Below are 417 nucleotides of genomic sequence, written 5' to 3' on the forward strand. Positions count from 1 at the left end.
ACAATCTGCACGGCAAACTTATGCTTGTTGTGGGCGAAATGGACCACAATGTCGATCCGGCCTCCACCTTTGCGCTCGCCGACAGTCTCATTAAGGCGGGAAAGGAATTCGAAATGGTCTATGTGCCTGGTGCTGATCATGGAGCCCCCGGTATCTTCACCGAGCGTAAGCTCATGGATTTCTTCGTTCGCAATGTTTTCGGGCAAGATCCGCCTAATTGGAATGCCACATCGATGCATTTTCCGTCGAGTTGATTTCCCTTTATACTGATCGCCGTGACATTGAGTTCGTAGGATTTTTCTATAGTCACATTCAATCGTTTACGTTGGGCTCAGGACTGCTATTGTTTGCCTTCGTTGAACGCAAGCCCGCAAGATTCGTGTGGGAGACCGGCGCAGTGTCATCGCCGGTCGCTGA

At 50.6% G+C, this 417-nt stretch carries 1 protein-coding gene; it reads left to right on the forward strand.

The window, feature by feature from the left end; genetic code table 11:
* On the forward strand, positions 1-254 hold a 254-nt coding region (locus ACLFKU_RS44265), incomplete at its 5' end, for an alpha/beta hydrolase family protein (protein ID WP_410853460.1).
* Positions 255-417: the final 163 nt, after the last annotated feature.

This window comes from Paraburkholderia sp. EG304 (assembly GCF_046543485.1).
GTDB classification, from domain to species: Bacteria; Pseudomonadota; Gammaproteobacteria; order Burkholderiales; family Burkholderiaceae; genus Paraburkholderia; species Paraburkholderia youngii.